This is a genomic window from Idiomarina sp. OXR-189 (genome assembly GCF_034373425.1).
Taxonomy (GTDB): Bacteria; Pseudomonadota; Gammaproteobacteria; order Enterobacterales; family Alteromonadaceae; genus Idiomarina; species Idiomarina zobellii.
Genome location: NZ_CP139706.1, coordinates 1,871,601 through 1,894,905, shown reverse-complemented (window position 1 = coordinate 1,894,905; position 23,305 = coordinate 1,871,601). Strand labels below are relative to the sequence as shown.

General features: G+C 47.3%; 12 protein-coding genes, 3 tRNA genes and 3 rRNA genes. 15 read left to right on the top strand and 3 right to left on the bottom strand.

Going from position 1 to position 23,305, the window contains the following annotated elements; all coding sequences use genetic code 11:
- Window positions 1-42 precede the first annotated feature (42 nt).
- The 7 genes from clpB (at window position 43) to rrf (ending at window position 9,119) form a co-directional block, all read left to right on the top strand.
- Window positions 43-2,616, top strand: coding sequence for an ATP-dependent chaperone ClpB (gene clpB / locus UM402_RS09385; RefSeq protein WP_058577411.1), 2,574 nt, complete (start codon window positions 43-45; stop codon window positions 2,614-2,616).
- An 88-nt stretch (window positions 2,617-2,704) separates the two neighbouring features.
- Window positions 2,705-3,535, top strand: a complete 831-nt coding sequence (pssA, locus tag UM402_RS09380; protein WP_058577412.1) for a CDP-diacylglycerol--serine O-phosphatidyltransferase — start codon at window positions 2,705-2,707, stop codon at window positions 3,533-3,535.
- 382 nt (window positions 3,536-3,917) lie between these two features.
- Window positions 3,918-5,460, top strand: a 16S ribosomal RNA gene (locus UM402_RS09375).
- Between the two features lie 66 nt (window positions 5,461-5,526).
- A tRNA-Ile gene (locus UM402_RS09370) sits at window positions 5,527-5,603 on the top strand.
- A gap of 114 nt (window positions 5,604-5,717) precedes the next feature.
- Window positions 5,718-5,793, top strand: a tRNA-Ala gene (locus UM402_RS09365).
- A gap of 218 nt (window positions 5,794-6,011) precedes the next feature.
- A 23S ribosomal RNA gene (locus UM402_RS09360) occupies window positions 6,012-8,895 on the top strand.
- A 108-nt stretch (window positions 8,896-9,003) separates the two neighbouring features.
- A 5S ribosomal RNA gene (gene rrf / locus UM402_RS09355) occupies window positions 9,004-9,119 on the top strand.
- The 16S, 23S and 5S rRNA genes sit together here with 2 tRNA genes alongside, the layout of an rRNA operon.
- Before the next feature lie 391 nt (window positions 9,120-9,510).
- Here rrf and UM402_RS09350 read toward each other — a convergent pair.
- Together UM402_RS09350 and UM402_RS09345 are read right to left on the bottom strand one after the other, a co-directional pair.
- Window positions 9,511-12,885 carry a translocation/assembly module TamB domain-containing protein gene (locus UM402_RS09350; RefSeq protein WP_058578704.1) on the bottom strand — a complete coding sequence of 1,125 codons (3,375 nt, stop codon included), beginning with the start codon at window positions 12,883-12,885 and terminating at the stop codon, window positions 9,511-9,513.
- Window positions 12,882-14,609: an autotransporter assembly complex protein TamA gene (locus tag UM402_RS09345; protein ID WP_058578705.1), complete on the bottom strand. Its 1,728-nt coding sequence runs from the start codon at window positions 14,607-14,609 to the stop codon at window positions 12,882-12,884. Before UM402_RS09345 ends, UM402_RS09350 begins: the two co-directional genes overlap by 4 nt.
- An 86-nt stretch (window positions 14,610-14,695) precedes the next feature.
- Here UM402_RS09345 and UM402_RS09340 point away from each other — a divergent pair, with 86 nt between their 5' ends.
- From UM402_RS09340 to UM402_RS09310, 7 genes are all read left to right on the top strand, one after another.
- Complete coding sequence (locus UM402_RS09340; RefSeq protein WP_058578706.1) at window positions 14,696-15,556, top strand: HDOD domain-containing protein; 861 nt, start codon at window positions 14,696-14,698, stop codon at window positions 15,554-15,556.
- A gap of 94 nt (window positions 15,557-15,650) precedes the next feature.
- A tRNA-Trp gene (locus UM402_RS09335) sits at window positions 15,651-15,727 on the top strand.
- 80 nt (window positions 15,728-15,807) lie between these two features.
- A complete protein-coding gene (locus tag UM402_RS09330; protein ID WP_058578707.1) occupies window positions 15,808-16,119 on the top strand; it encodes a hypothetical protein in 312 nt (103 codons plus the stop codon).
- Complete coding sequence (gene rimI / locus UM402_RS09325; protein ID WP_289118271.1) at window positions 16,112-16,558, top strand: ribosomal protein S18-alanine N-acetyltransferase; 447 nt, start codon at window positions 16,112-16,114, stop codon at window positions 16,556-16,558. Before UM402_RS09330 ends, rimI begins: the two co-directional genes overlap by 8 nt.
- A gap of 9 nt (window positions 16,559-16,567) precedes the next feature.
- Complete coding sequence (deoC, locus tag UM402_RS09320; RefSeq protein ID WP_322295293.1) at window positions 16,568-17,314, top strand: deoxyribose-phosphate aldolase; 747 nt, start codon at window positions 16,568-16,570, stop codon at window positions 17,312-17,314.
- A 2-nt stretch (window positions 17,315-17,316) separates the two neighbouring features.
- Window positions 17,317-18,648 carry a thymidine phosphorylase gene (deoA, locus tag UM402_RS09315; protein WP_322295292.1) on the top strand — a complete coding sequence of 444 codons (1,332 nt, stop codon included), beginning with the start codon at window positions 17,317-17,319 and terminating at the stop codon, window positions 18,646-18,648.
- Between the two features lie 4 nt (window positions 18,649-18,652).
- Window positions 18,653-19,849: a phosphopentomutase gene (locus tag UM402_RS09310; RefSeq protein ID WP_322295291.1), complete on the top strand. Its 1,197-nt coding sequence runs from the start codon at window positions 18,653-18,655 to the stop codon at window positions 19,847-19,849.
- Here the strand turns inward: UM402_RS09310 and UM402_RS09305 are convergent.
- Entirely contained in the window at window positions 19,846-21,537 is a 1,692-nt protein-coding gene (locus tag UM402_RS09305) for a methyl-accepting chemotaxis protein (RefSeq protein ID WP_322295290.1), read from the bottom strand. The two genes, UM402_RS09310 and UM402_RS09305, sit on opposite strands and share 4 nt — an antisense overlap.
- Before the next feature lie 178 nt (window positions 21,538-21,715).
- Between UM402_RS09305 and prfC the strand changes: the two genes are divergently transcribed.
- A complete protein-coding gene (gene prfC, locus UM402_RS09300) occupies window positions 21,716-23,305 on the top strand; it encodes a peptide chain release factor 3 (RefSeq protein ID WP_322295289.1) in 1,590 nt (529 codons plus the stop codon).

Below are 23,305 nucleotides of genomic sequence, written 5' to 3'. Positions count from 1 at the left end.
ACCCACATTTAAATCAACGAAAGATTTAAACGAGGGAGTACCATGAGACACGATAAATTTACCAGTAAATTTCAAATGGCGATTGCCGATGCGCAATCTATAGCGCTGGGTCGTGATCACCAATTTATTGAGCCTGTGCACTTAATGCAGGCATTGCTAGACCAGAATGGCGGCTCAGTCCGTCCATTATTTACGATGTTGGGTATCGATATCCCACAATTCAGAGCAAGCTTGTCCAAAGCCTTGGATGCATTGCCGCAAGTGGAAGGTACCGGTGGGGACGTCCAGCTTTCTCAGGCGACTGCACAGTTACTCAATTTGTGCGACAAATACGCACAGAAGCGTAATGATTCTTATATTTCTTCTGAACTCTTTTTGCTAGCCGCAACAGAAGACAAGGGCAAGTTGGGTGAAATATTTAAAGCGCAGGGCATAAAGCGAGATGCGCTGGAAAAAGCGATTAATGATATTCGAGATGGTCAAAAAGTAGATGATCCGAACGCTGAAGAGCAACGCCAGGCTCTCGATAAATATACGATTGATTTAACAGAGCGCGCTGAACAAGGGAAGCTCGATCCCGTGATTGGTCGTGACGAAGAAATCCGCCGGACTATCCAGGTGTTGCAGCGTCGTACCAAGAATAACCCGGTACTGATTGGTGAACCTGGTGTCGGTAAAACGGCAATTGTTGAGGGGTTAGCGCAACGCATTGTTAATGGGGAAGTGCCTGAAGGCTTAAAACATAAGCGAGTGTTATCGCTCGATTTAGGTTCTCTTTTAGCGGGGGCGAAGTTCCGCGGTGAATTTGAAGAACGATTAAAAGCAGTATTGAACGAGCTGTCGAAAGAAGAAGGCCGAATCATCCTCTTTATTGATGAGCTGCATACTATGGTCGGTGCCGGTAAGGCTGAAGGTGCAATGGACGCAGGCAACATGCTGAAACCGGCGCTTGCGCGTGGCGAACTTCATTGCGTCGGTGCAACAACATTAGATGAATACCGCCAATATATTGAGAAAGACGCCGCTTTAGAACGTCGCTTCCAGAAAGTCTTGGTCGATGAGCCAACCGTAGAAGACACCATTGCGATTTTGCGAGGCTTGAAAGAGCGTTATGAGCTGCATCATTCGGTAGAGATAACTGACCCTGCAATAGTTGCAGCAGCATCTTTATCGCATCGTTATATTAGTGATCGCAAGCTGCCCGATAAAGCTATCGATTTAATTGACGAGGCGGCTTCAAGTATCCGTATGCAAATTGACTCTAAACCAGAGGATTTAGATCGGCTAGAGCGTCGCATTATTCAGTTGAAGTTAGAGCGTCAGGCGCTGCAGAAAGAAAAAGATGACGCCAGTAAAAAACGTTTAGATACTCTGCACGAAGAGCTGGACGATCAGGAGCGTAAATACAAAGAGTTGGAAGAAGTATGGAATACCGAGAAAGCAGCGGTTCAGGGCACGCAGCATATTAAAGCTCAGCTTGAGCAGGCACGCACAGACATGGATATCGCCCGTCGAGCGGGAGACTTGAACCGTATGTCGGAGCTTCAGTATGGACGTATTCCGGAACTGGAACGTCAATTAGACTTAGCGTTGCAGGCCGAAATGCAGGACATGAGCTTGCTGAAAAACCGCGTAACCGATGAAGAGATTGCCGATGTACTGTCTCGTTGGACCGGTATTCCTGTTGCAAGAATGCTTGAGGGTGAGCGTGAAAAACTCATTCATATGGAAGATAACCTGCATAATCGTGTTGTCGGACAAAACGAAGCGGTCGAGGCAGTCGCAAATGCCATTCGTCGTTCGCGCGCGGGCTTGGGTGATCCAAACAGACCTATAGGCTCATTTTTATTCCTGGGTCCAACCGGTGTGGGGAAAACTGAGTTGTCCAAAGCGTTGGCGAATTTTATGTTCGATACAGACGAAGCGATGGTTCGAATTGATATGTCTGAGTTTATGGAGAAGCACTCAGTAGCTCGCTTAGTTGGTGCACCTCCGGGTTATGTAGGTTATGAAGAAGGGGGTTATTTAACGGAAGCGGTGCGTCGCAAGCCATATTCTGTCATCTTGCTTGACGAAGTAGAGAAAGCCCATCCGGATGTATTCAACATATTGCTTCAGGTATTGGACGATGGTCGTTTAACAGATGGACAGGGTCGTACGGTCGATTTTAAAAATACCGTGATTATTATGACATCGAACTTGGGCTCTGATCTCATACAAGAGCATGCGAAAGAGCATACGTACGAACAAATGAAAGCGGAAGTCATGGAAGTATTAGGGCGTCATTTCAGACCTGAGTTTATTAACCGGGTTGATGACACCGTGGTATTCCATCCATTGGGTGAAGCTGAGATACGCTCGATTGCTCAATTCCAGTTACAGCTGCTGTTTAAGCGCCTGGAAGAGAAAGACTTTGAGATTGAAGTCGATGATGATGCGTTAGCGCATCTGGCTCGTACAGGGTTTGATCCGGTATTTGGGGCGCGACCTCTGAAAAGAGCGATTCAACATGAACTTGAGAATCCGTTAGCGCAGAAAATCTTATCCGGAGAGATTCAACCTGCTAAACCGATAAAAGTCAGTGTTGAGAATGAAGCGCTAGTGATTAGTCAGTAACAGAGGCAACAAGGCTCGGGGATTTCCTACCCGAAGCCTTGTTGTGATAACCTGTTCACTTTCTATTAATAACTAAGAGTGTTTTTGCATGAGTAACGATAGTTCAAATACTAACGGCAAACGCCGGGGTATTTACTTACTGCCAAACTTATTCACTACGGCAGGTTTGTTTTCTGGTTTCTATGCCATTGTTGCCTCGATGAACGAGCGTTTTGTCGAAGCGGCCGTTGCGATTTTTATTGCGATGATTTTTGATGGGCTTGACGGACGTGTAGCCAGAATGACCAATACCGAAAGTGATTTTGGGGCTGAGTTTGACAGCATGGCGGATATCGTTTCCTTTGGTATGGCTCCGGCGCTTGTGATGTATAACTATGCACTTGCTGACTTAGGTAAGTTAGGTTGGTTGGCTGCATTTATATTTGTTGCTGGTGGAGCGTTACGACTTGCACGATTTAATACGAATTTAGGCTCTTCTGATAAACGTTACTTTCAGGGGTTAGCTATTCCAAGCGCGGCCGCGATAGTCTCCGGCTTAGTTTGGGTGGGCTCTGAATACGGTATTGAAGGTTCTGATATTGGCGGCATTGCAGCCATTATTACTATTTGTGCTGGCTTATTGATGGTAACAAACTTCCGTTACCACTCTTTTAAAGATGTAGACTGGAAGGGAAAAGTCTCCTTCTTAGTTATATTAGTGATTGTATTGGCTTTCGTTGTTGTTGCTACTCAACCATCTTTAGTTTTGTTCTCTATTTTCTTTCTATACGCCCTGTCTGGGCCAGTATTCACCATTAAAAATGTGAAAAAACTGAAGTTAGAGCATGTCGTTGGAGATGACGACGAGGATGATGCTGACTTTAACCAAGACGGCGATGCTGATAAGAAGCAGAAAAAAGAGTCTGATAAAGACGATTAAATCATCAAATTGATTATGATCTAGGCAAGCGATCATTTTTCTTAAAAAAGATCTTGAAAGGCCACAAAAGATCTCTATAATTCGCCGCCGTTGTCACGAGATACTCGCTGAGTTGAGTCGGACAACGGCGGTTTTGTCAGCCGGGCAAAAAGTCCAGAAAAAGAGGTTGACGAAATCATCGGGACGTGTAGAATACGCCTCCCTGCTTCGGAAGAAGCAACGCTCTTTAACAACTATATCAAGCCAAGCAAACTGTGTGGGCACTTGCAGAAGTTACGCAAAACAGAAATATGTATTGCAACTTTTGAATGAGTGTTCAGCAAGGTTTCATTAATGAAGCTAAGCAAAAACGCGTAATTCATTGAGTTGATTGAACTACTTTTAATTGAAGAGTTTGATCATGGCTCAGATTGAACGCTGGCGGCAGGCCTAACACATGCAAGTCGAGCGGTAACAGAGAGAAGCTTGCTTCTCTGCTGACGAGCGGCGGACGGGTGAGTAAGACTTGGGAATTTGCCTTTAGGCGGGGGACAACCACTGGAAACGGTGGCTAATACCGCATAATGTCTACGGACCAAAGTGGGGGACCTTCGGGCCTCACACCTAAAGATGAGCCCAAGCGGGATTAGCTAGTTGGTGGGGTAAAGGCTCACCAAGGCGACGATCCCTAGCTGTTCTGAGAGGATGATCAGCCACACTGGGACTGAGACACGGCCCAGACTCCTACGGGAGGCAGCAGTGGGGAATATTGCACAATGGGGGAAACCCTGATGCAGCCATGCCGCGTGTGTGAAGAAGGCCTTCGGGTTGTAAAGCACTTTCAGTGGTGAGGAAAGGGTGATAGTTAATAGCTATCACAGTTGACGTTAGCCACAGAAGAAGCACCGGCTAACTCCGTGCCAGCAGCCGCGGTAATACGGAGGGTGCAAGCGTTAATCGGAATTACTGGGCGTAAAGCGTACGTAGGCGGTGTGTTAAGCTAGATGTGAAAGCCCCGGGCTCAACCTGGGAATAGCATTTAGAACTGGCACGCTAGAGTCCTGAAGAGGGTGGTAGAATTTCCAGTGTAGCGGTGAAATGCGTAGATATTGGAAGGAATACCGGTGGCGAAGGCGGCCACCTGGTCAGAGACTGACGCTGAGGTACGAAAGCGTGGGGAGCAAACAGGATTAGATACCCTGGTAGTCCACGCCGTAAACGATGTCAACTAGTTGTTCGTGTCATTAAGACGTGAGTAACGCAGCTAACGCACTAAGTTGACCGCCTGGGGAGTACGGCCGCAAGGTTAAAACTCAAATGAATTGACGGGGGCCCGCACAAGCGGTGGAGCATGTGGTTTAATTCGATGCAACGCGAAGAACCTTACCATCCCTTGACATCCAGTGAATTTTCCAGAGATGGATTAGTGCCTTCGGGAACACTGAGACAGGTGCTGCATGGCTGTCGTCAGCTCGTGTTGTGAGATGTTGGGTTAAGTCCCGCAACGAGCGCAACCCTTATCCTTAGTTGCCAGCACATAATGGTGGGAACTCTGGGGAGACTGCCGGTGATAAACCGGAGGAAGGTGGGGACGACGTCAAGTCATCATGGCCCTTACGGGATGGGCTACACACGTGCTACAATGGCGCATACAAAGGGCAGCGAACCTGCGAAGGTAAGCGAATCTCATAAAGTGCGTCGTAGTCCGGATTGGAGTCTGCAACTCGACTCCATGAAGTCGGAATCGCTAGTAATCGTGGATCAGAATGCCACGGTGAATACGTTCCCGGGCCTTGTACACACCGCCCGTCACACCATGGGAGTGGGCTGCACCAGAAGTGGTTAGTTTAACCTTCGGGAGAACGATCACCACGGTGTGGTTCATGACTGGGGTGAAGTCGTAACAAGGTAGCCGTAGGGGAACCTGCGGCTGGATCACCTCCTTACATTATTGCGAACGGACGTGAGTGCTCACACAGTTTGCAGGCTTGATATTAGAAGAGAAGAAAACTGGGTCTGTAGCTCAGCTGGTTAGAGCGCACCCCTGATAAGGGTGAGGTCGGCAGTTCAAGTCTGCCCAGACCCACCATTTCTGCGCGATGGCTGCGTTGGAAACCTCGTCGTGTACTGGTGTACACTTCCTCGGCTTCCGCCTTGCCCTCGCTTGAAACACCCTTATCGGGGGTGGTCGAAAGCCCACAACGGGGCCATAGCTCAGCTGGGAGAGCGCCTGCCTTGCACGCAGGAGGTCAGCGGTTCGATCCCGCTTGGCTCCACCACTTCTTCTCTGGTAACCGTTAGCGTTAAGTGTTCTTGGCTAAGAATATTTACCGGTAACTTCGTGTTACACGCTCTTTAACAACATGGAAAGCTGATTGTAAATAAAGTAAGAAATGCCACTCTACTTGAACAAACCGTAAGGTAGAGGCGTATCGAACTTGTGTACAGCGAGAACAAACAATCTTGGTCATGTAATCCAGACACCTTCGGGTTGTATGGTTAAGTGACTAAGCGTACACGGTGGATGCCTAGGCAGTTGGAGGCGATGAAGGACGTACTAACTTGCGATAAGCCATGACGAGGCAGTAAGAGCCACTTGAGTCATGGATTTCCGAATGGGGCAACCCACTGAGCTTGCTCAGTATCCGGCACTGAATAAAATAGGTGCCAGGAGGCGAACCCGGAGAACTGAAACATCTAAGTACCCGGAGGAAAAGAAATCAACCGAGATTTCCCTAGTAGCGGCGAGCGAACGGGAAGCAGCCCTTAAGCGTTACATGTGCTAACAGAATCTGTTGGGAAGCAGAGCCATAGACGGTGATAGCCCGGTATGTGAAGGCGCATGAAACGTGAAAACGAGTAGGTCGGGACACGTGTTATCTTGACTGAATATGGGGGGACCATCCTCCAAGGCTAAATACTCCCAACTGACCGATAGTGAACCAGTACCGTGAGGGAAAGGCGAAAAGAACCCCGGCGAGGGGAGTGAAATAGAACCTGAAACCGTGTACGTACAAGCAGTAGGAGCGGACGTGTTCCGTGACTGCGTACCTTTTGTATAATGGGTCAGCGACTTATATTTTGTAGCAAGGTTAACCGTATAGGGTAGCCGTAGGGAAACCGAGTCTTAACTGGGCGCTCAGTTGCAAGGTATAGACCCGAAACCGGGCGATCTAACCATGAGCAGGTTGAAGATTGAGTAACATCAATTGGAGGACCGAACCCACTTATGTTGAAAAATGAGGGGATGACTTGTGGCTAGGAGTGAAAGGCTAATCAAGCCCGGAGATAGCTGGTTCTCCCCGAAATCTATTTAGGTAGAGCCTCGGACGAATACCATTGGGGGTAGAGCACTGTTTGGGCTAGGGGGTCATCCCGACTTACCAACCCCATGCAAACTCCGAATACCAATGAGTACTATCCGGGAGACACACGGCGGGTGCTAACGTCCGTCGTGGAGAGGGAAACAACCCAGACCGCCAGCTAAGGTCCCAAAGTTATGGCTCAGTGGGAAACGATGTGGGAAGGCACAGACAGCTAGGAGGTTGGCTTAGAAGCAGCCACCCTTTAAAGAAAGCGTAATAGCTCACTAGTCGAGTCGGCCTGCGCGGAAGATGTAACGGGGCTAAGCCATACACCGAAGCTGCGGCAGCAACTTGTTGCTGGGTAGGGGAGCGTTCTGTAAGCGGATGAAGGTGGTTCGAGAGGACTGCTGGACGTATCAGAAGTGCGAATGCTGACATGAGTAACGATAATGGGAGTGAAAAACTCCCACGCCGGAAGACCAAGGTTTCCTATCCCATGCTAATCAGGGTAGGGTAAGTCGGCCCCTAAGGCGAGGCGGAAACGCGTAGTCGATGGAAAACAGGTTAATATTCCTGTACCGATGTTCATTGCGATGGGGGGACGGAGAAGGCTAGGTGAGCGCGGCGTTGGTAGTCCGCGTGAAAGTGCGTAGGCTGAGGGTTTAGGAAAATCCGGACCCTTAAGGCCGAGACACGAGACGAGCATCTACGGATGCGAAGTCATTGATGCCCTGCTTCCGGGAAAAGCCTCTAAGCTTCAGATGAACATTGACCGTACCCCAAACCGACACAGGTGGTCAGGTAGAGAATACTAAGGCGCTTGAGAGAACTCGGGTGAAGGAACTAGGCAAAATAGTACCGTAACTTCGGGAGAAGGTACGCCGCTGATGGTGATTGACTTCGCGTCATGAGCTGTTGGCGGTCGCAGTGACCAGGTGGCTGGGACTGTTTATTAAAAACACAGCACTGTGCTAACACGAAAGTGGACGTATACGGTGTGACACCTGCCCGGTGCCGGAAGGTTAATTGATGGGGTTAGCGTATGCGAAGCTCTTGATCGAAGCCCCGGTAAACGGCGGCCGTAACTATAACGGTCCTAAGGTAGCGAAATTCCTTGTCGGGTAAGTTCCGACCTGCACGAATGGTGTAACCATGGCCACGCTGTCTCCACCCGAGACTCAGTGAAATTGAAATCGCAGTGAAGATGCTGTGTACCCGCGGCTAGACGGAAAGACCCCGTGAACCTTTACTACAGCTTGGCACTGAACATTGAACCTACATGTGTAGGATAGGTGGGAGGCTTTGAAGCATTGGCGCTAGTTGATGTGGAGCCATCCTTGAAATACCACCCTTGTATGTTTGATGTTCTAACATAGGCCCCTTATCGGGGTTGTGGACAGTGCCTGGTGGGTAGTTTGACTGGGGCGGTCTCCTCCCAAAGAGTAACGGAGGAGCACGAAGGTTGGCTAAGTACGGTCGGACATCGTACGGTTAGTGCAATGGCAGAAGCCAGCTTAACTGCGAGACAGACACGTCGAGCAGATACGAAAGTAGGTCATAGTGATCCGGTGGTTCTGAATGGAAGGGCCATCGCTCAACGGATAAAAGGTACTCCGGGGATAACAGGCTGATACCGCCCAAGAGTTCATATCGACGGCGGTGTTTGGCACCTCGATGTCGGCTCATCACATCCTGGGGCTGAAGTCGGTCCCAAGGGTATGGCTGTTCGCCATTTAAAGTGGTACGCGAGCTGGGTTTAGAACGTCGTGAGACAGTTCGGTCCCTATCTGCCGTGGGCGTTTGAGAGTTGAGAGGAGCTGCTCCTAGTACGAGAGGACCGGAGTGGACGAACCTCTGGTGTTCGGGTTGTCATGCCAATGGCACTGCCCGGTAGCTATGTTCGGAATCGATAACCGCTGAAAGCATCTAAGCGGGAAGCGAGCCTCGAGATAAGCTCTCACTAGCACTTTAAGTGCTCTGAAGGGTTGTTGAAGACGACGACGTTGATAGGCGGGGTGTGGAAGCGTAGTAATGCGTTGAGCTAACCCGTACTAATTGCCCGTGAGACTTAACCATACAACACCGAAGTTGTTTGAGACGTTACGCACAAGCGAGCGACTCTGCTAAGCGGCAAGAAGAGTGGCGATTACTAAGAATCAGTTTTTTATGTTGTGACAGTTTATGTCTGGCGGCCATAGCGGTGTGGCACCACCTGAATCCATCCCGAACTCAGCAGTGAAACACACCAGCGCCGATGGTAGTGTGGGGTCTCCCCATGCGAGAGTAGGTCACCGCCAGACTTCAAATAAAAGAGCCCCAGCCGATTTTGGCTGGGGCTTTTTATTTTGTGTGTTGTGCTACTCGAGCATGGGCATGTGACAAAATCGCCGGGAGCGATTTTGAACGCACGTTAGTGCGGCCCGAAGGGCGGAGAGTAGGGTGAAGCGGGTCCCCGGTAAAGCCAACAATTTGGCTTTACCCCGCTGAACAGGTTGAGCTCTGCGAAACCTTGTCCAGACTTCAAATCGAAGAAGCCCTCAGCTGACGCTGGGGGCTTTTTTTATGCCTGCTCCTCTGCCTCTCGGTAGCCTGAGGCGACACTACGTCACCCGCAATGTTAAGCCAGCCCAATGGCTTGCTCATGCTAAAAATCTTAACCAACTCAATTAATGTAATGGCATTAAACCATAACTATTTCTCGATGGTGTATATCAAGTCTCCACCTTGACCTTCCGCATTAGAAACAGATTCGAAAATCAATTTGTCGGTAAGGCTATAACGTAAGATGAAAGTTGAGGTTGGTTCTATTAAACCGATTCCGTACTTAATATATAAGTCTGGGGATAAATGCTTGCCGATATACAAAGATGTGTCGTTAACATCACTGGTTCGTGAATCGAGAGAGACTTCGTCTAAGTCAAAAGTTTCTTTCAATCCATCGGTTAAAAACTCGGTACTACGGCCGCCTACCAATAAAGCGGCTTGGAGTTCCAGATTGTTCACGTCGCCTTGGCTGCCAGGTGGTTTTCCGAAAAGAAGGTAGGACAGTATTGTGCTATCACTCATTGGTGGTGTAGAAAATAGGCTAAGCTCGGGCTGCTCAATACTGCCAGTAACGCGTGCTCCTATTTTCTCAGGTGGTTTTTGATTACTTGTCGAGGAGCTGATATTTCTAGTAATCCTGAGGTTTAATGAAGGGCTGCTTAAAGGAACGTCGTTAAATAGCAAGTCACCGCGCTCTATCGTTAGTTTTTGTCCATAAATTTCATATTGCCCGGACGTGACACCTATAGTTCCGTTCCCTCTTGCTGGAGAGTTAGGTTGTTGAGTAATGTTAAGGCTTCCTTGAATCTGACCAGCAAAGCCAAGCGCTTTAACTCTTACGTTTTCTCCCAAAGAGACGGTTAAGTCAGTTTGGGTTTTGAATACAGACGTTTTTTTCTCTTCATTTTTCAACCGAACATCAGCAGATTCTGTTGTGGCTTGGTTAAGTTCTATAGGGGTTATGCGGGCTTTAGGGATATTTAATTTTCCATTTAAGCTTATCAGCTTTTTATCTAGGCTTACGGTTAGTTCCGGTGAGGCTTCTATGAGCAAATCCGGCGTATCGATAATAAGCAGGTCGTTTCCATTAATGTCTAACTTGCCGAACTGCTTAAATGCATTCAAGTGGCCAGTAATTTGCAATTTTCCGGAACCCACTTTTCCGTCAGCCTCCACCTTAAACTGACCTGAGTTTGCATCTGCTTGCAGAGTCCCAGTAACGTCGTTTAGCATGGTGCCAGATTGCAGCACCACTATCTGATTCGCATTGAGTTGAACTTTTCCCGATGCTAGAGGGGTATCCACTGTTCCATCTATTACTATGCGAGCAGAAGCCTTTCCTTTACCAATACTGACTTGTGGAAGCAATAGGTTAGCTAACTCCAGGCTGTCTGAGTCAAAGTCTAAAGTGCCGGATAGCTTACTACCTGTTTCCAAGCTGCCTGTCTCGACGTAACCATTTAGGTTTAGTCCAAGCTCATTAGCTTGAGCGATTACATTGGCTTGTAATCCTTGCTCTTTAGTTTTCGCAACGAACTGCAATTTCTCTAAGGTTACGGTTTCTTCTGCAGTCGAAACTTTTGTGTTATTGGCATTTATTGATGCATTTAACTGGTTGAATGTCTTTGTTTCAATATCTACTGAACCTTCGATGTCGAGCTCCAGATCGCCTTGCAGTTTGTACAATGCCGAAGGTATGACTAAAGCTTGCAATGCATTTATAGGAACAGATTGAGCGTTAGCTTTAAAAGACAGCCAGCTTTTATCTTTGTCTAACTGAATACATAAAGGGGAGCTGATCTCCGCATAACCAATGCACAGGTCGTGTAATCTAAAATTAGCGTTTTTAGAACTGAGTGTTAAATCGGTAGGCTGGGTTAAATAAACTTTCTTATAACCTGTTTGCTTTAATTCGGCGGAATCGAGCCCTATCGTAAACTCGGGTTGGTTTAACACACCATTAATGGTTCCGCGCGCTAAAGCAGTTCCTTGTAATTCTGATACCTGGCTTAATTGGTCAGATTGAAGCTCCCAGTTCAATGTTCGTCCTGAGCTCAATGCTCCGTTAATGTTAAACGATTGAGCTCCCCAATTTCCTTCCATGCTTTCGACAAATAGATAGGGGGCGGCGTAGCTCATTGAAACTTTGCTATTGACGTCATGACCTTCGTAAGTACCAGTCACATTGGCATTTAAAGAGATATCACGGCTCCAATCAATAGTTGCCTCTGCAGCTATCATGTTGTTATTTTGACTGAGCTTTAATGTGGTTAGATTGAGCGACTTGGAAGCAAGCTGAGCCTCACTGGTTAGCTTAAATGGTTGTGGTAACAAGCCGTTAATATCGCTCGATAAACGAGCGGATAAATTATCGATAGCTCCACTAACTGTTAATTTACCGCCTTCACTAATAATATCGCTGGGTTTGTATAAAACAGTATCCCATTGCGAAGTGACATCAATAACAGGGACGGAATCAAGGTGAACAATACTTCCGCTAATGAGCAATTCACCACGAATATCATTATCTGAACTCACGTTAAGAGAGTTAATTGTTAATGCATTAGACTCGTACGTTAAGCGTCCAGATATTGCTGCATTTCTTTGGTTTACGGTAACCGATAGGTCCGGACTAAGAATGGCGCTGTTTAAACTCCCTTCCCCTGCAACGGCTCCGTTAAACACAAGGCTCAGGTCTCCTAAGTCAAAAGCCTTTAACCATGGGGTAAGGTTGCTTTCATTCCATTGACTGGTAACAGACCAGCTCAGCGCTTTGGCTGGTTGATGCAGAGTAGCTTCAAGGGAAGCATTCAGACTGTCACTAAGTTTCGTCTCAGTGACGAGCTTTCTTATATCCCCTTTAAATAGGCTGTTGATAGTGAGAGCGGGATAATCCGGCGAATGCAGCTCAATTTTAGTATTCAGTGAGCTTTTAAAAGGATATGACAGTAACGACTGCCCGCGAACGGATGCTGTTACATACTGGTGCGAAATATCTAAGTTTCTCAGAGTGACTCGACCACGCGTGTTTGCTTTAGCGGAAAGATTTACATCAAGCTTTTGAGCTGGAGCCTCAAAGAAAAAGAATAACGTGTCAGACACTGTTAGCTTCTGAATATCAATGGATAAGGGAAGTTCTATTTTTATCTCATTGAGAGCGTTTGCTTGGTTATCGTTGTTGGGTTTAGCCTCTGTAGAGCGTAACCGGACTTCGCCGTGATCACTCTTAATACGCTCTGCCGTAATAGAGCCTGATAATAACGCTAACGGCTGCCAATGGATTTTTAATGCTTCGGTTTGGTAAGCAAATGACTCGGACTCAATACGTAAGTTATTAAAGCTAAACTCGGTTAGTAGCTTGCCTCGAAACTGATCGTAACGAATATCTATTGGGGAGTAATGAATGGCCTTATCGACTACCCAACGGCTGCCCGTTTCGGTACCGAACAATGCGATCGCAACCGATGGTATTACAAAAAAAATGCCCAATATGATGCTTGCCAACCAACGATAAATCGTCATAGATCAGGCCCCAGGGTTAAGTGCAGTCGCCAAGGCTTATCGGGCTCATCAATTGCTTGGGCTAAGTCAAGCCGAATTGAGCCGATAGGCGATATCCAGCGCACACCAAAGCCAATACTTTGCTTTAATGGCTCATTAGGTTCGATCATCGCATTCCCGATGTCCGTAAACAATGCAATCCGCCAGTGTTCCTTAAACCGATAGTCAATTTCAGCGCTAGCTGTTGCTAAGTAACGACCCCCAATAACCGTTCCGGTTTCGTCCTCAGGACCGAGCTGTTCATAGGCATAACCACGAACACTGTGGTCGCCACCCCCGAAAAAGCGCAGTGATGGAGGCAGGGTATCGAAGTTATCAATATAGGTGGCGCCTATATCAGCACGCGTGAGTATTCTGACGCGCTCAGTTAGCGGTACGACGGCTTTGAACCCCAGTTTCAAACTGGCCATGTTCGCGTCTGATAAGAGCGTATCATTTGCCGCTTTAAGCGTAGCATCAAAGCGAAATCCTTTATCAATATTCAAGCGCCCGTCGGCTGTCATGTAGGTCCAGCTCGATCGTGGAATAAGAAATTGACTGGTACCTTCTGTTTCACCAATCTGAAAGTCATCTCTTTGCCAGCTTAAGCCAAACTCATGTTGCCACTGATTCATTGTAACGGTACTGGACGCACCGATGCGGTATAAGCGGTTTTCTTGACCCTCATTATTTTTATCCGATACCTCTGCGTTAAATCGATAGTAGTCAGACTGCGGTTTTTTCCCGGGTACGATGTAGTTAGCACTAACACGGCTTTCAATTTGAGATACTTGAGTCAATCCCCGAAATTGGTGGCCATCTTCGTTGACCCAGCGCCGATTCAGGCTTGCACTAACCCGTGCGCCAGTATCGGTGCCATAACCAACGCCATATTGGTATTGGTTTCTATAGTTTGCCGTCGATTTAACATCAACCGGGACATGGTGTTCTTCAGAGTCATTCCATCTCGGACTTACCTGCACTTGCGAAAAATAGCCACTGTCCAGCAGTGCGACTTGTAAATTGCTCAGTTCCTGGCTGGTATAACCCTCACCCAGCTCGAAAGGCACAAAGCGTTGCAGCAGGCCATCGTTTAGAATGTCTTGCTCGAAGGTTACCGAGCCGAACTTATAACGTTGACCTGATTCAAAAATAACATCGATATTAGCGGTGTTTTTATCAACATCAATTTCTACATCGTGTTTACTGAAATGCGCATCGTGGTAACCGCGATGGCTTGCTAAGGATAAAAAACGAGACTTTAGTGCTTCATACTGGCTGTGAATAAAACGCTGGTTTTCTTTCAGATCACTGTTTTTTAACAAAGCGAGGAATACATCATCATCTGAGGCATCGCCATTTATAATCCAGCTGTTTTTCGTTATACGTACTGGCTCATTCAATACTACCTCATACGAGGCAACCCAACCGCTCTCGACACTTTCTAGTTGAGCATTCACTTCAACCTGATAATATCCATAAGGACGCAATGCTTTTTGAATATCGTCAGGGGCTTGTCGGTGTAGATACCGAACTCGATAGTCTGCGTAGCTCTCGCTATTATTGAGTCGGGCAATTTGTAGTAGCGTCATGACATTGTCATAGGCTTTATCGTCGACACCCGAAACTCTTACTTCTACGGAAGCAAAAGTCAGACAGCTAACGAATAAGCTACAAGCAATAAGAATACAGCGAATGTAAAGCATTGATGTGTTTTACCATAAAAAAGGTGGCAACATAATCTCATTGTTTGAGACTCTGTGTCACTCATCGGGTTCAACTTGGAGACATTATGGCGATAGAAATTACAACAGCAGAGAAACGGTTATTACAAAAAGTGAGTATACCGCCACGACCGCAAACTCTGTTAACTGTTAGTAGTGAAGCCAAAAAAGAAGAGCCTGATGTGTCCGTTATTGCCGATGCCATTGCATCTGATATGGGGATTGCCGCTGCAGTTTTGCAAGTGGTGAATTCTGCTGCTTATCGGCGGGCAAAAGAAATAGACTCTATCCAGCAGGCGGTAATGACGCTGGGCTTTCGACGAGTTTTCCCTATCGTAAAAGCGGTAGCGCTAAAGTCCGCGCTTAAGTCGGACTATGATCTTAATGAGTTTTGGCGTTATAACGAGTGGGTGGCAAGTGCTTGTGTGATGGTTTCCGAAGCCGTTGGTAAGCCTGAGTTGAGGGACCATGCATACATGCTTGGTTTATTTCAAAGCTCTGGTATTCCCGTCATGCTGTCAGAATTCGATGAGGAATACTCTGAGCTATTGAACGCCTCAAGCAGCCAACCATGGCCTGAAATTATTGAACAAGAGCAGCGTAAGTTTAATACGACTCACACAACGATGGGCGCATTACTTGCTCAGCAATGGAAGCTCCCCAAAATTGTCGTCGAAGTTATCTATTACTTGTTTGATGACAGTTCTATTTTTTCAACATCGAGTGAGTTATCCAACATAGCCTTAGACTTACTGGGTATTTTGAAAATATCGCGCTATGCCATTGACCTGCGTACGCGCAGCCTGGCGGGGCAGGAAGAATGGCAGTCTGTACTAGATGGTGTTTTAGAGCACTTTCAAATCGATGAGTTTAAGGTAGAAGAGATTGTTGAATTGGTTCATGAAGAGCTGTTCGACGTAGAGCATTAGTCTTGCTGGTTAAATTATCTGCAAACAACAGGCTAAGAGCCAATAAGTACTTGTACCACGGCTTGTTGTCGGTATAATCCTTCCCTCGAGAGTTAGGGGCGTAGTTCCAACTGGCAGAACAGCGGTCTCCAAAACCGACGGTTGGGGGTTCGAATCCCTCCGCCCCTGCCAACTCTTTACTAGTCTTATTTATCCTGCTCAATTACACTACATTCATCTCTATTCGGTAACTTAGTCAAACGGTAACTCCTATGGATGCTCAGTGGACTTCTCAACAGGTGCAAGCACTGGCTGCTATGAACATTCCTGTTTGGGAAAAAACACCTAAACCCAATCATCATTACTGTTACAAAATGGGCACTTACTATCTGGTGGGAGAGTCGCAATTACCTGTTGAGCTACCTCAGTGGTTTAAGGACTTTTGCTTGTGTGTTGGTGAACGCCCAGTGGCCGTAAAGGCAGCAGAGAATTCTGACAAATGCTTTAATTACGACAGCTGGTTTGATAAAGCACCGACAGCCACATTTAAAAAAGAGCTGTGGCGCAGTTTAAGCCATGCCTGAAATAACGCTTCGAAATTTTACGCCTGATAAGGCGTGCTATGAGATTGAACGGCGAGCTCATGAACACCCCTGGAGCTTTTCAGTTTTCAGCCAAAGTCATGGGCCGGCTTATTACAATCGGCGGCTCACAATTGATGGAGAAACGATAGGCTATATTATCTGTCAGCAGGTACTGGACGAGTTGACGATTTTTAATGTCGCGGTTGATCCAAAGCATCAAGGGCATGGGTTTTCGCATTACTTGATGAAAGATGCCTTAAACTATGCGCACCAGAACAAAATGTCAGTATTTCTTGAAGTACGCGCGTCCAATACAACGGCAATTAATTTATATCGAACGTATGGGTTCAGCGAGCTGGCTAAGCGCTCCGACTATTACAAAACCCATAATGGCTATGAAGATGCTTTAGTCATGAAGTGGCAAAGCGAACAGAATTAGGAGAAGTTTATGCCATCGGAAAATCAAGCTCAGGCTTTGCAGGTACTATCCTATGTTGATTTAACGTCACTGAACAATGACGATGATAAAGCCACTATTGAATCACTCTGCGCGAAGGTGACTATTGGTAGCCAATCAGTTGCGGCTATTTGCGTTTTTCCTGAGTGGGTGGCAACAGCACAAGCCTATTTTGAAAAGCATGACCTGAGTATCCCCATAGCAACAGTCACTAACTTCCCGGACGGCAGTACAAATATTGAAAGAACTGCGGCTGAAACCGAACGAGCTATTGCGGCGGGGGCACACGAAATTGATGTTGTCTTGCCATATCGAGCGCTGTTAAATGGGGACGAGAGTACGCCTGCTGAGTTAGTTCGTGAATGCAAAGATATATGCGGTGACGAAGTGACGCTTAAAGTGATTATTGAATCGGGTGAGCTTAAAACTCAGGATGCTATTGTCGCGGCCAGTGAAATTGCTATTGCTAATGGGGCCGACTTCATTAAAACATCGACTGGCAAAGTGGAAACGAACGCAACCTTATCAGCCGCTCAAACAATGCTGGGTGTCATAAAAGCGAGTGGCAGCGACTGCGGGTTTAAGGCGGCTGGCGGTATTCGTATGGTAGAAGAAGCTATGCAATACATTAACCTGGCCGAGGAAATTCTCGGTAAGGACTGGGTGACTCCTGAGCACTTCCGAATTGGCGCAAGCAGTTTGTTGAAAGACGTACAGAGCATTTTGGATAACCGCTGATTATGTTTTTGGCGCAAGATAGTATTCGCAAAAAGCGTGATGCTCTTCCGTTAACTCAGGAAGAGATTCACCATTTCGTCAATGGTATTTGTGATGAGAGTGTGAGCGAGGGGCAAATCGCAGCCCTCGCAATGGCTATTTATTTTAATGGTATGACTGCCAATGAAACACTTAATCTGACTAAAGCCATGCGCGACTCGGGAGATGTCCTAAGCTGGCCTAAGTCAGAGTTTGATGGCCCCATTTTGGATAAGCATTCGACGGGCGGTGTTGGCGATGTCGTGAGTTTGATGCTTGGACCTATTATTGCAGCCTGTGGTGGTTATGTACCGATGATCTCAGGGCGAGGCTTGGGGCATACCGGCGGGACTCTGGATAAGCTTGATTCTATTCCGGGTTATTGTTCGACACCCGACAATGCAACCTTTAAGAAAGTCGTAAAGCAAGCCGGTGTGGCTATTATAGGCCAAACCAGCAACCTGGCACCGGCCGACAGGCGGTTTTATGCAACGCGGGATATCACGGCAACTGTTGAATCCATTCCGTTAATTACAGCGTCGATTTTATCGAAGAAACTTGCCGAAGGGCTGGATGGCCTGGTTATGGATGTTAAGTCCGGTAATGGCGCCTTTATGCCTTCTCATGAAAAATCACTAGAGCTGGCCCGGAAAATTGTCGAGGTAGGCGTGCAACTCGGTGTGTCGACATCCGCTTTGGTGACCGACATGAATGAGCCGTTAGCTTCAGCGGCCGGTAATGCGCTGGAAGTGACATTGGCGATTGACTACTTAACCGGCAAGCATCGTGATACGCGTCTTCATGAGGTAACTGAGGCGCTAGCTGTTGAATCACTATTGTCCGGGGGCCTTGCGAATGAGCGAGAAGAAGCCAGGCTGCGTGTGAGTAAAGCATTAGACAGTGGCAGCGCTGCCGAGCGATTTGGTGAAATGGTGCGCCTGCTTAATGGACCGGCTGACTTCATTGAAAGGCCAGCGCATTATTTATCCGCAGCAACCATTATTGAGCCTATCTATCCGGCTGACGAGCAATTAGGAATGTATCTTAGTGAATACAATACTCAGTCAATAGGTATGGCGGTTGTGCAGTTGGGCGGTGGTCGCCGCAAAGCTGATGATAAACTGGACTTAAGTGTTGGCTTTAAACATATAAGCCCACTTGGAACTCAGCTGAATAAGCAGCAGCCGGTTGCGTGGGTCTGTGGTAATGACAGAGATAAAGTGGATACGGCACGAGAGATGTTCTTGTCCGCAATAACCTGTGCTGAAGCGGCGCCTATCCTTAATCCTGTGATATACGAACGGTTAGCAAGGTAACGTTATGGCACGAGCAATTGTTATTGTCTTAGACTCTTTAGGTATTGGTGCTGCTCCTGACGCTGATAAATTTGATGACTCAGGAGCCGACACGTTCGGGCATATCGCTGCGGAGCGCAAAAAGTCCGGTAATGCGATAAACATACCGAATCTTCTGACGCTGGGACTGGGCGAAGCTCATAGAGGCGCTGTTGGGCACTATGCTGATGGTATAACAGAGTGTCAGACCGATGGAGCCTATGCCTGGGCTGCGGAGGTATCATCTGGTAAAGATACACCGTCGGGTCATTGGGAACTGATGGGTGTGCCGGTGCACTTCGACTGGGGCTATTTCACCAATAAACAGGACAGCTTTCCGCAGGAGTTACTGGAAAAAATTCAAAAACAGGCGGGTACTCCACCTAGTTTAGGTAACTGTCATGCGTCCGGTACCGAAATTATTCAGCGACTGGGACAAAAGCACATTGAAACCGGGGCGCCAATATTTTACACCTCTGCAGATTCGGTTTTTCAAATAGCGGCTCATGAACAGCATTTTGGGCTTGATAGGCTCTATAAGCTCTGTGAGCAAGTAAGAGAGCTGCTGGACGAATACAACATTGGCCGTGTTATTGCGCGGCCCTTTGTCGGCGAAACACCTGAAGATTTTTTCAGAACAGCTAACCGGAAAGACTATTCGGTACTGCCACCAAAGCCGACCGTATTGAACAAATTAGAAAATGCCGGTGGTCAGGTGATTGGTATTGGCAAAATTTCCGATATCTTTGCGCACAGTGGTATTAGTCAGTCGTTTAAAGGTAAAGATCTTGCTGAGCTAATGGACGAAACCTTAAAGGCAATGAACACCGCCGCAGATAAAAGTCTTGTTTTTACGAACTTGGTCGACTTTGACACGCTATATGGGCATCGACGCAACGCAGAGGGCTACGCCGAAGAGCTTGAGCGTTTTGACCTTTGGTTGCCAAAAGTCATCAGTGCCATGAAAGAAGATGACTTGCTTGTGCTAACGGCTGATCATGGCTGTGACCCAACTTGGCCGGGTAGCGACCATACCCGAGAATATGTTCCATTGTTGCTATCGGGGAACAAGATCGAGCCAAAGAATCATGGCGAACGACAGAGCTTTGCCGATTTAGGTCAAACGCTCTGCCGTTGGTTTCAACTCACGCCAATGGATGAAGGTCAGGCTATCGACATTTAGTCAATGCGATAGCGTTTTACATTGTCTTCGAGTTGGTGAGCTGTGTCCGTAAGCTCGCGCATATGCTCACCCGCTTGCTGAGTGCCGTTGGCAGTTTGCTTAGCGATATCGACAATCTTTGTCATGTTTTCATTAATGGCTTCAGACACAGAGGTTTGTTCTTCCGCCGCCGTCGCAATTTGAGCATTCTGGCTATTGATAGTATTCACCGCTTCCAACACTTGAGCCAGTGCCGTTTCGACTTCTGCAGCTTCAGCAACACTGGTTTCGCTGCCTTCTTTAATAGCAGACATCACCTCTGATACCTGTTTGCTGCCACTTTGTAACTGCTCAATCATGCTTTCAATTTCGTGAGTACTGTCTTGCGTGCGCTTAGCCAGCGTACGAACTTCGTCAGCAACAACTGCGAAGCCGCGTCCCGCTTCACCCGCACGGGCAGACTCAATAGCTGCGTTTAACGCCAATAAGTTTGTTTGTTCGGCAATGGCACGAATAACATCCAGTACTGAGCCAATATCAGCAGAGTGAGCATTCAATCTTTCTACTTCAGACGAGCCATCTTCTACTTTTTCAGCAAGGCCATGAATAACATTAACTGCCTTAGTTAACAGATGGTTAGCCGAGTGCACAAGCTCTTCTGCTTGTTCAGCTGCGCTTGAGGCTTCGCTTGCGCTGCGGGCAACTTCCTGTGACGCTGTCGCAAGCTCATTAATAGCAGTCGCAATTTGCTCGCTTTCTTCCTGCTGCTCGTTAACCCCATTACGCGCTTCGGTAAGTACACCGTCTAAACGCTGAGTCGAGTGAGTAACAGACGTTGCCGATGCTCTTATGTTAGTCACCATATCGGAGACTTGGTCGGCAAAGTTATTAAATGCCTGTCCGAGTTCAGACATTTCGTCATTGCTGTCTGTATCTAAGCGTTGGGTCAGATCGCCATCGCCCTTAGCAATTTGATCCATGGCATCTAATGCACGTTTCAATGGTTTTGTAATTCCTTTTACGACAAACAGGGCGAGGGCGGCTATGATAAGCAGCACAATAATAGATGCGATGATGGTGCTTGCGGCCGACTCTGTCAGGGCATCGTCAACGTTACCTTCGATAACTTGCGTTTGCTCTTGTAAACCCGCTGTCCAAAAGCCGGTACCAACAACCCAGCCCCACTCTGAAAGCATATCAGCGTAACCTAATTTGGGGTTCACCTGGCCTTTGGTATTTTCCCAGTCATACTCAACAAAGCCTCCGCCACTTTCTGCGGCCTCAATAAGCTCACGAATGAGGAGAACGCCGTTTGGATCTTTAAAGTTGTATAAGTTCTTCCCTTCCAGAGATTGGTTAACACCGTGCGCGATGCTATTTCCTTCATCGTCATAAACAAAGACGTAACCGACGTCGCCGGAATCATCGAAGCGAAGCTGGCGCAAAATTTGTTTCGCGCGCTCTTGGCGCTCTTGTAAAGAGCCTAAAGAGTCATCTGCAACCAAATGTTCAATTGAGCTCATGGCCAATTGCAGATAGTTACGGACTTCCTCCCGGGCGTCTGTTTCCATTTGCGACTTAAAGTCTGACACTGCGTTCTGAGCAACTTGTGTCGATTGCGACAAGTTGTACCAAGTAAGGAAAACTGCAATCAGCAGTGGTGGAATGAGTGCCAGAGAGAACACTTTAGCTTTAATGGTCAATCTCATAGTTTCGTAGCCTTGGTCATGACGTTAACTTGTCTATTTTAGTACAAGCTAAACAACTTATCTGTTAGACATTTGTGGAATCTTATTAAGTCGGTGTTAGTCATCCTTAATTTGTGTATCGGCAGCAGATAAGCGAAAATAAGGCCAATTAATTAATAACCGAAATTGAGTGCTGTTAATGTCTGACGCAAAGTTACATGAAGAAGTTGAAAAAAGACGTACATTCGCGATTATCTCTCACCCTGATGCTGGTAAAACGACCATTACTGAAAAAGTGCTTTTACACGGGCACCAAATTCAAAAAGCGGGGACGGTAAAGGGGAAGAAGTCCGGACAGCACGCAAAATCAGATTGGATGGAAATGGAGCAGGAGCGGGGTATTTCCGTCACCACATCGGTTATGCAGTTTCCGTATAACGAGGCGCTGGTCAATCTTCTTGATACCCCGGGGCACGCAGACTTCTCCGAGGATACTTACCGCACGTTAACGGCGGTAGATTCTTGTTTAATGGTTATCGACGGTGCGAAAGGTGTCGAAGACAGAACCATTAAACTGATGGAAGTGACGCGTCTGAGAGACACGCCTATTTTGACGTTTATGAATAAGCTTGACCGCGATATTCGTGACCCACTTGAACTATTGGATGAAGTGGAAGACGTTCTGAAAATAATGTGTGCGCCTATCACCTGGCCAATTGGCTCGGGGAAAAACTTCAAGGGCGTTTACCATTTACTGCGTGACGAAGTCATTCTGTACAAGACCGGGCAAGGGCACCGTATTCAGGAAGAGGATATTATCAAAGGCCTGGACAACCCTGAACTTGATGAGCGTCTTGGCGTGTGGGCTGAAGAGCTGCGTGAGCAAATCGAGTTGGTCGAGGGCGCGTCGAACCCGTTTGACTTAGAGATGTTCCTGGCGGGCGAATTGACGCCTGTCTTTTTCGGAACCGCGTTAGGTAACTTTGGTGTTGACCATATGCTTGATGGCCTTGTTGATTGGGCGCCTAAGCCGCAATCGCGCGAGACAGATGAAGGTAGCTTTGTCGAGGCTGATAATAAAAACTTTTCAGGGTTTATTTTTAAAATCCAGGCGAATATGGACCCTAAACATCGAGACCGGGTGGCGTTTTTGCGAATCGTTTCGGGTAAATATGAAAAAGGCATGAAAATGCGGCAAGTACGCACCGGCAAAGATGTCCGAATTAGCGATGCTCTGACGTTCCTGGCGGGCGACCGATCGCATGTTGAAGAAGCTTACCCGGGCGATATTATTGGTTTGCATAACCACGGGACGATTCAAATAGGCGACACTTTCACCGCCGGTGAAGAGTTTAAGTTTAGCGGTATTCCAAACTTTGCACCTGAACTGTTCCGCCGTATTCGCTTGAAAGATCCGCTTAAACAAAAACAGCTGTTAAAAGGCCTTGTTCAGCTCTCAGAAGAAGGCGCCGTGCAGGTATTCCGACCGCTTATTAGCAACGACCTTATTGTTGGGGCGGTTGGTGTGTTGCAGTTTGATGTGGTGGTACACCGTTTGAAAACGGAATACAAAGTGGAAGCTATTTACGAAAACATCAATGTCGCTACAGCACGTTGGGTTATGTCGAAAGACGAGAAAAAACTGGATGAATTCCGTCGAAAACCAGAATCTAATTTAGCGTTAGATGGCGGTGACAACCTGACCTACATAGCGCCGACTATGGTGAACTTAAGTTTGGCTGAAGAGCGCTACCCCGATATCACCTTTACCCATACGCGCGAGCATTAG

Coding starts and splice junctions, on each gene's coding strand:
- clpB (WP_058577411.1), top strand. CDS start 43: ATGAGACACGATAAATTTACCAGTAAATTTCAAATGGCGATTGCCGAT.
- pssA (WP_058577412.1), top strand. CDS start 2,705: ATGAGTAACGATAGTTCAAATACTAACGGCAAACGCCGGGGTATTTAC.
- UM402_RS09350 (WP_058578704.1), bottom strand. CDS start 12,885: ATGACGATTTATCGTTGGTTGGCAAGCATCATATTGGGCATTTTTTTT.
- UM402_RS09345 (WP_058578705.1), bottom strand. CDS start 14,609: ATGCTTTACATTCGCTGTATTCTTATTGCTTGTAGCTTATTCGTTAGC.
- UM402_RS09340 (WP_058578706.1), top strand. CDS start 14,696: ATGGCGATAGAAATTACAACAGCAGAGAAACGGTTATTACAAAAAGTG.
- UM402_RS09330 (WP_058578707.1), top strand. CDS start 15,808: ATGGATGCTCAGTGGACTTCTCAACAGGTGCAAGCACTGGCTGCTATG.
- rimI (WP_289118271.1), top strand. CDS start 16,112: ATGCCTGAAATAACGCTTCGAAATTTTACGCCTGATAAGGCGTGCTAT.
- deoC (WP_322295293.1), top strand. CDS start 16,568: ATGCCATCGGAAAATCAAGCTCAGGCTTTGCAGGTACTATCCTATGTT.
- deoA (WP_322295292.1), top strand. CDS start 17,317: ATGTTTTTGGCGCAAGATAGTATTCGCAAAAAGCGTGATGCTCTTCCG.
- UM402_RS09310 (WP_322295291.1), top strand. CDS start 18,653: ATGGCACGAGCAATTGTTATTGTCTTAGACTCTTTAGGTATTGGTGCT.
- UM402_RS09305 (WP_322295290.1), bottom strand. CDS start 21,537: ATGAGATTGACCATTAAAGCTAAAGTGTTCTCTCTGGCACTCATTCCA.
- prfC (WP_322295289.1), top strand. CDS start 21,716: ATGTCTGACGCAAAGTTACATGAAGAAGTTGAAAAAAGACGTACATTC.